Annotated in this window: 7 protein-coding genes, 1 tRNA gene and 1 pseudogene; 3 read left to right on the forward strand and 6 right to left on the reverse strand. The window is 65.0% G+C overall.

Annotated features, from left to right (window positions below):
* Both F604_RS12275 and F604_RS12955 read left to right on the forward strand, forming a co-directional pair.
* Window positions 1-265: pseudogene (locus F604_RS12275) on the forward strand (IS1634 family transposase); the annotation flags it as partial.
* A 178-nt stretch (window positions 266-443) separates the two neighbouring features.
* Window positions 444-596: a hypothetical protein gene (locus F604_RS12955; protein WP_019551718.1), complete on the forward strand. Its 153-nt coding sequence runs from the start codon at window positions 444-446 to the stop codon at window positions 594-596.
* Between the two features lie 25 nt (window positions 597-621).
* On the opposite strand, the gene F604_RS0111185 is transcribed toward F604_RS12955, so the two are convergent.
* Window positions 622-1,941 carry a hypothetical protein gene (locus tag F604_RS0111185; RefSeq protein WP_019551719.1) on the reverse strand — a complete coding sequence of 440 codons (1,320 nt, stop codon included), beginning with the start codon at window positions 1,939-1,941 and terminating at the stop codon, window positions 622-624.
* Between the two features lie 170 nt (window positions 1,942-2,111).
* Here F604_RS0111185 and F604_RS0111195 point away from each other — a divergent pair, with 170 nt between their 5' ends.
* Entirely contained in the window at window positions 2,112-2,372 is a 261-nt protein-coding gene (locus F604_RS0111195) for a hypothetical protein (RefSeq protein WP_019551720.1), read from the forward strand.
* Between the two features lie 40 nt (window positions 2,373-2,412).
* On the opposite strand, the gene F604_RS0111200 is transcribed toward F604_RS0111195, so the two are convergent.
* From F604_RS0111200 to F604_RS0111220, 5 genes are all read right to left on the reverse strand, one after another.
* Window positions 2,413-2,967 (reverse strand): Uma2 family endonuclease, encoded by a 555-nt coding sequence (locus tag F604_RS0111200; protein WP_019551721.1) that lies wholly within the window; start codon window positions 2,965-2,967, stop codon window positions 2,413-2,415.
* A gap of 15 nt (window positions 2,968-2,982) precedes the next feature.
* Window positions 2,983-3,639, reverse strand: coding sequence for a chromosome segregation protein ScpA (locus F604_RS0111205; protein ID WP_019551722.1), 657 nt, complete (start codon window positions 3,637-3,639; stop codon window positions 2,983-2,985).
* Entirely contained in the window at window positions 3,636-4,649 is a 1,014-nt protein-coding gene (gene trpS, locus F604_RS0111210; protein WP_019551723.1) for a tryptophan--tRNA ligase, read from the reverse strand. The genes F604_RS0111205 and trpS overlap by 4 nt, the downstream gene beginning before the upstream one ends.
* Window positions 4,650-4,690: 41 nt before the next feature.
* Window positions 4,691-4,777, reverse strand: a tRNA-Leu gene (locus tag F604_RS0111215).
* A 45-nt stretch (window positions 4,778-4,822) separates the two neighbouring features.
* The gene (locus F604_RS0111220) at window positions 4,823-5,260 is read right to left on the reverse strand and encodes a hypothetical protein (RefSeq protein ID WP_019551724.1); all 438 of its coding nucleotides are present in this window, start codon (window positions 5,258-5,260) and stop codon (window positions 4,823-4,825) included.
* Between the last annotated feature and the right edge of the window lie 299 nt (window positions 5,261-5,559).

Raw genomic sequence — 5,559 nt, forward strand, 5'->3', positions numbered from 1 at the left:
CCTGGGGATGGTGATGGCCCTGGCCCTTCTGGTGTACGCCCTGGGGGAGTGGGAGCTGAGGCGGAGGCTGGAGGGGACGGGGTCCAGCCTGCCGGATCAAAAGGGGAGACCCACAGCCAAGCCCACCTTGCGCTGGGTGTTTCAACTCTTTATGTGGGTCCGCCTGGTGGAGCTGGGGGGCAAGTTGCTCGTCCTCAACCTGGCTCCCCATCACGAGACCGCGGTGCGCCTTCTGGGGGCCGGGCGATATTACCTGCTGGAGTGAAGGGGGTGCGGAATGTGGGCTTAAGGCAAAGTGCCAACCTGGTCGCGGGCCTGAGCTACGCAAGGAGCGTGGCTACAAGCCTGGGTCACGCGTCAGCGCATCTTGAAGCCCTACGGGACCCCAGGAACGGGGCCCCGCCCACCTCCCTCAAGGTACGCTTCGCGTGACCTCTGACTGCATGACGGGCTTTGACGCCAGGCCGGCTGCGGTTACGGGTTGCACCGTGGAGTGGCAGGGCCTGGACCCCAAAATCACCCTCAGCCTCAAGGGCGCCACCCACTCCACCGTGATCTACGAGGGCGCCACGGGCCTGCTTTCCACCCTTCCCTAGGCTCGGGTTCCCCCCTCCCCACCCCCTAGGGGGTGGGGATCCGCCTTAAGGGGGTCTTTTGCGTGGCCGCAAGGCCCAAAAGGACCCAAAGCACCCCCAGGGCGTAAAAGACGGCGTACCAGAAGAGGAGGAAACCGAAATAGGCCAAAAGCCCGCCCCCTAAGGGGGTGGCCCAGGTTTGCCTCAGGGCCAGAAGGTAGAGGAGAAGCCAGAGGAAGGCCCCGGGCAGCCCAAAGAGAAGGGCTTGGTCCAAAAACTCGTTGTGGGCCTTGAAACCCTGGACCGCCAAGAGCCTAACCTGGCCCTCCTGGTCGCGGATGAGGAAGACGGGCATGCCTTGGCCGTTCGTCCCACGGCTAAGCACCTCCTCCGCCCCCCACATGATCCTAAGGAAATGCCTAAGCTCTTCCTCCTCAAGGTAGAGGGGCCATTGGAAGTGGAACCCCGCGGCCCCAAAGCCAAAGAGGGGCCTTGCGGCGATCCCCCTAAGGGTGGCCTTCCAGCCGTAGTAGCGCTGCTCCAGGCTGGAGGGGCTGGCCAGGGCCTTGGCCCCGGAGGGCAGCCAAAGGCGGGTGGCCCCAAGCCCCAGAAGAAGGCCCAAGAAGGCCAGGAAAAAGACCCTAAGGGCCCTCGTCCCCTTTCCCGCCCAGGCCGACCCCAAGGCCAAAAGAAGGCCTACCAGGGAGGCCCGGTTGTAGGTGAGACCCACCCCAAAACCCAGAAGGAGGGCCAAAACCCCCCAGGCGGACCCCAGGGCCACCCCCAAGGCCAGGCCCAAAAACCCCCCAAGATGCCCCTTGGAGCCAAAGTTCACCTGGGGGAGGACGGAAGGGTCAAGGACTCCGGTGAGGGTACCGGCCACGCGCTTATGGGTGGCGACCTCAAAAAAGGCCAAGAGGGTCAAAAGCCCCCCGGCAAGGAGAAGGGCCCGCAAGACCAGGGGGAGGACGGCCGGGTCCTCCTCGGCCCTAAGGGCGACCAGGGTGGCCACCCCCACCAGGGCTAAAACCCACAAGGCCCCGTCCCCGAGGCCCTCTGGGCTCCCCGTCAAGGCAAAGCCCGGGCTTACGGCGAAGCGGGTGGAGATCAAGGCCCACAGGGCGTAAAGCCAGGCGAGGAGGAGGACCGGCCTTCGCCATAGCCAACCCCCAAGCCGGGGAAGGTGGTGAAGCCGGGTCTGGGGATGGGCCAGGGCCTCGAGGAAGGCCCCCACCACGAGGAAGAAGGCCGTGAAGGCCGCGTGCACGGCGTAGTCCCATTGTAGGTCCCGGTTCAGGGTGGGATAAAAGAGGAAAGGATAGAGGAAGGTGAAGAGGGGCCACCACCATCGGCGCAGAAAATTCATGGGGGCATTCTATCGCGTGGGGCCGCATGCCCCTAGAGGAAAGCCGTACAGTCTATGGACGCGGCCAAGGCGGCACCACCGGGGGGTGGTGAAGCTAGGCCCTTAGGGCCCGGAAGGGGGGCGCTGCCCTTTCCCATCCCGCGCCCTCCACCTGTGCTACCTTGAGGGCAATGACCACGGAGGCGCGCCTTTACAAGCTGGAGGGGATCGTGGAGGGGGTCATGGCCACCCTCCCGGGCCAGATCACCTCCCTGGAGGGGCGCATGGAACTCTTCCGCCAGGAGGTGAAGGCGGAGATCGGGGGCTTGCGCCAGGAGATGGTGGGCCTGCGCCAGGAAGTGAAGGCGGAGATCAACCCTGCCTTCAACAAGCTCATGCTTTACTTCACCGCCCTGGCGGCGGCCCTGGCCATCCTCACCTTCCTCCGCTAGCACCACCCCATGCGGGCTGCCGGTGGGTGTGCGGCAGCGCCTAGACCTCCACCCCCTCGTAAATGGCTTCCAGGCTTAGCCCCGTTCCGAGGCAGGGCACCTCCGCCACCCCCTCTCCCTCCCAAAGGCGGTAGAGCCAGCCTTCCCCTTGGCGGAAGTAGCCTTCCACCCGCCTTTCCCGGGAGTCCACCAGGAGGTAGCCTTGGAGGCTTGGCATTTCCCGGTAGCGCCAAAGCTTCTCCCTTCGGTCTATGGCCTCGGTGTGCTCGGAAAGGACTTCCACCACCAGGCAGGGGCGCTCCTTGTAAAGGGGGTGGGGGTCTTCTGCGCACACCACCATGAGGTCGGGGTAGTAAAAGGTGCGGGAGGAGACCTTAAGCTTCATGTCCGAAACGAAGAGCCTGCACCCCTTAGCCTGGGCGTGAGGGCGGAGATGGTAGAAGAGGTTGCCCGCGATGAGGTTATGGGCCTCCGTGGCCCCCGCCATGGCGTAGGGCACGCCCTCCACGAGTTCGTGGCGCACGGGGGACCGCTCTTCCATGGCCAGGTAGGCCTCGGCCTCCAGAAGCTTTAGGGGCCTTGCTGCCTCGCCCATGGGACCATTGTACCCCTAGGCGGTGCGCTCCAGGTCCCCTTCCAAGGGCGCCGCCGCCTCCACGTAGAGGGGGGCGAAGGGGGCTTCCTGGTAGAGGCGCACCCGGCCCAGGCGGGCGGCCTCGAGGAGGGCCGCGAAGGCCACCGCCTTCTCCCCCCAGGAGGCGAAGGGAAGGCCCTGGAAGGCTACCTTCCCCCGCAGGAGCCCCTTGAGCCGCTCCCAGGCCTCGAGGAGGCCAAAGCGCTCCCGGCTCACGGCCAAGACCGCCTTCCTAAAGGGCCTCGCCGCCTCCACCAAGGCCCTAGGGGGAAGGCGTAAGGCCGGCTTGGGCAAGGGAGGCGGGGAAACGGGTACAAGCCGGGAGCGTTTCTTAAGGCGCTCCTCCAAAAAGGCCACCGTTTCCGAAAGATCCAGAAGTACCTGCACCAGGGGGGCTTCCTCCCCTTCCTCCCTTGGGGTCAGGGCCTTTTCCGGGGAGAGCTTGAGAAGCAAGAGCTCTGCCAGGATGGGGAGAAGCTCGCTTCTTTGCCTCAGGTCCTCAGGCACCTGGGCCAGGGCCTGGTCCACCACCAGGAGGAGGGGTACGGCCCTTGGGGATAGGCGCCCCCGCCGCAAGGCCTCCTTGAGCTCCAGGGGCGTGCCGGAAAAGCCGGGAAGCTCGAGGCGGATCACGAACGCACCGGGCGCTTACTGGGCAGAAGAAGCCCCACCTTCTCGCGCACCTCCTCCATGGTGGCCTGGGCCACCGCCCGGGCCCGCCTGGCCCCTTCCAAAAGGGCATCCATCACGTAGTCGGGGTCCTTTTTCAGCTCCTCGGCCCGCTCCCGGATGGGGCGGAGGACCTTCATCATCTCCTCAAAGAGGATCCTCTTCACCGTGAGGGTACCGATCCCCGCCTTCCGGTACTCCTCCTTCAAGGCCTCCACCAGCTCCTTGGGGGCGAAGTAGGAGAGGTAGGTGAAGACGATGGTGCGCCCCGGCTCCCCGGGGTCCGAGAGGCGGATGCGCTGGGGATCATCGGGGAGGTGCTGGATTTTCCTCCAGATGCTCTCCTCCGGCTCCAGGAGGCCGATGGTGTTCCCTAAGGACTTGCTCATCTTGGCCTTGCCGTCTATGCCCGGAACCCTCGGGGCCTCGGGATTCAGAAGGGCCTCGGGCTCGGGGAAGGTTTCCCCGAAAAGGGCGTTGAAGCGGCGGGCGATCTCCCGGGTGAGCTCGATGTGCTGCACCTGGTCCTCCCCCACAGGGACGGTATCCGCCTTGTAGATGAGGATGTCCGCCGCCTGCAACACCGGGTACATGAGAAGCCCGCTCCAGACCGCCTCCTGCTTGGCGGCCTTGTCCTTGAACTGGGTCATGCGGGTGAGGTCCCCCAGGGGGGTGATGGTGGTGAAGACCCAGGAAAGCTCCGTGTGCTCGGGCACATGGGACTGCACGAAGAGGGTCACCTTCTCGGGGTCAAGCCCTGCGGCCATGTTCACCAAAGCCGCCTCAAAGGTGCGCTGGGCTAAGGTGGCGGGATCGTAGGCCAGGGGGTTGGTGAGGGCGTGGTAGTCCACAATGCAAAAAAAAGCTTCCCGCCCCAGCTTTTCCCCCAGCTCCACCCACTGCTTGATGGCCCCCAGGTAGTTGCCGATGTGGATCTCCCCCGAGGGCTGGATGCCGGAAAGAACCCGCGTCATGCCCTTAAGAATAGCAAAAACCCCGCATAAGCGGGGCCTTCTGGTGCCGGGGGCGGGACTTGAACCCGCACGTCCGCGAGGACACACGACCCTGAATCGTGCGCGTCTACCAATTCCGCCACCCCGGCAGACGCAAGGGTCATTGTACGGAAGGGCCCTTTTCCCGTCAAGCCCTACCGCCAAAGGGTGAGGAGGGCCAGGAGCACCGCCAGGGCGCTGAAGTAGAGCATGAGGCGGTTCAGGGCGGTGTTGATGTCCGCCTTTAACTCTTGGCGCAGGGAGGCCATGTCCCCTTTGAGCTCCTGGCGCAAGGAGGCCATCTGCTCCCCAAGCCTCCCCTCCAAAGACCCCATCTCCGCCTTGAGCTCCTGGCGCAGGGAAGCCATCTGCTCCCCAAGCCTCCCCTCCAAAGACCCCATCTCCGCCTTGAACTCCTGGCGCAGGGAAGCCATCTCGCCCTTAAACTCCTGGCGCAGGCCCGCTATGTCGCCTTTCAGCTCTTGGCGGAGGAGGTCCATGCGGTTTTCCAGGGAAGTTATGCGCTCCGGAAGGGTGGCCATCACCCCTTCCACGATGCCTTCCAGCTTGTAAAGCCGCTCCTCGGTGGTCATCTGCCTTCAGGCTAGCATAGCAGGACTTTACCCACATCTCCGTTTCGTGGTAAATCTCCCCTTGCGGGCGCAGCCCGTATCTGGTACCGGGGGTGATCCATGGACATGCTCAAGGTGGCCGAGGCCAGGCTCCAGGAGTTCACGGGCCGTTTTGCGAGCGTTTTCCCCCGATAAGCGCCTCCACCGACGGTTTGAAGAGGTGGTGCGGGGCGCCTTGGCCGCAGGCTCAGCCCGGGTGAGCGAGATGGTGGCCTCGCTCCCTTCTCCCCTCCAGAACCGCTTCCACCAGGCCAAAGCCC

Source organism: Thermus scotoductus DSM 8553 (assembly GCF_000381045.1).
In the GTDB taxonomy this organism is placed as follows: Bacteria; Deinococcota; Deinococci; order Deinococcales; family Thermaceae; genus Thermus; species Thermus scotoductus.

Bases quoted from the DNA above. Each gene is read 5' to 3' on its own strand.
- F604_RS0111195 (WP_019551720.1), top strand. From the start codon at position 2,112: ATGACCACGGAGGCGCGCCTTTACAAGCTGGAGGGGATCGTGGAGGGG.
- F604_RS12955 (WP_019551718.1), top strand. From the start codon at position 444: ATGACGGGCTTTGACGCCAGGCCGGCTGCGGTTACGGGTTGCACCGTG.
- F604_RS0111200 (WP_019551721.1), bottom strand. From the start codon at position 2,967: ATGGGCGAGGCAGCAAGGCCCCTAAAGCTTCTGGAGGCCGAGGCCTAC.
- trpS (WP_019551723.1), bottom strand. From the start codon at position 4,649: ATGACGCGGGTTCTTTCCGGCATCCAGCCCTCGGGGGAGATCCACATC.
- F604_RS0111220 (WP_019551724.1), bottom strand. From the start codon at position 5,260: ATGACCACCGAGGAGCGGCTTTACAAGCTGGAAGGCATCGTGGAAGGG.
- F604_RS0111185 (WP_019551719.1), bottom strand. From the start codon at position 1,941: ATGAATTTTCTGCGCCGATGGTGGTGGCCCCTCTTCACCTTCCTCTAT.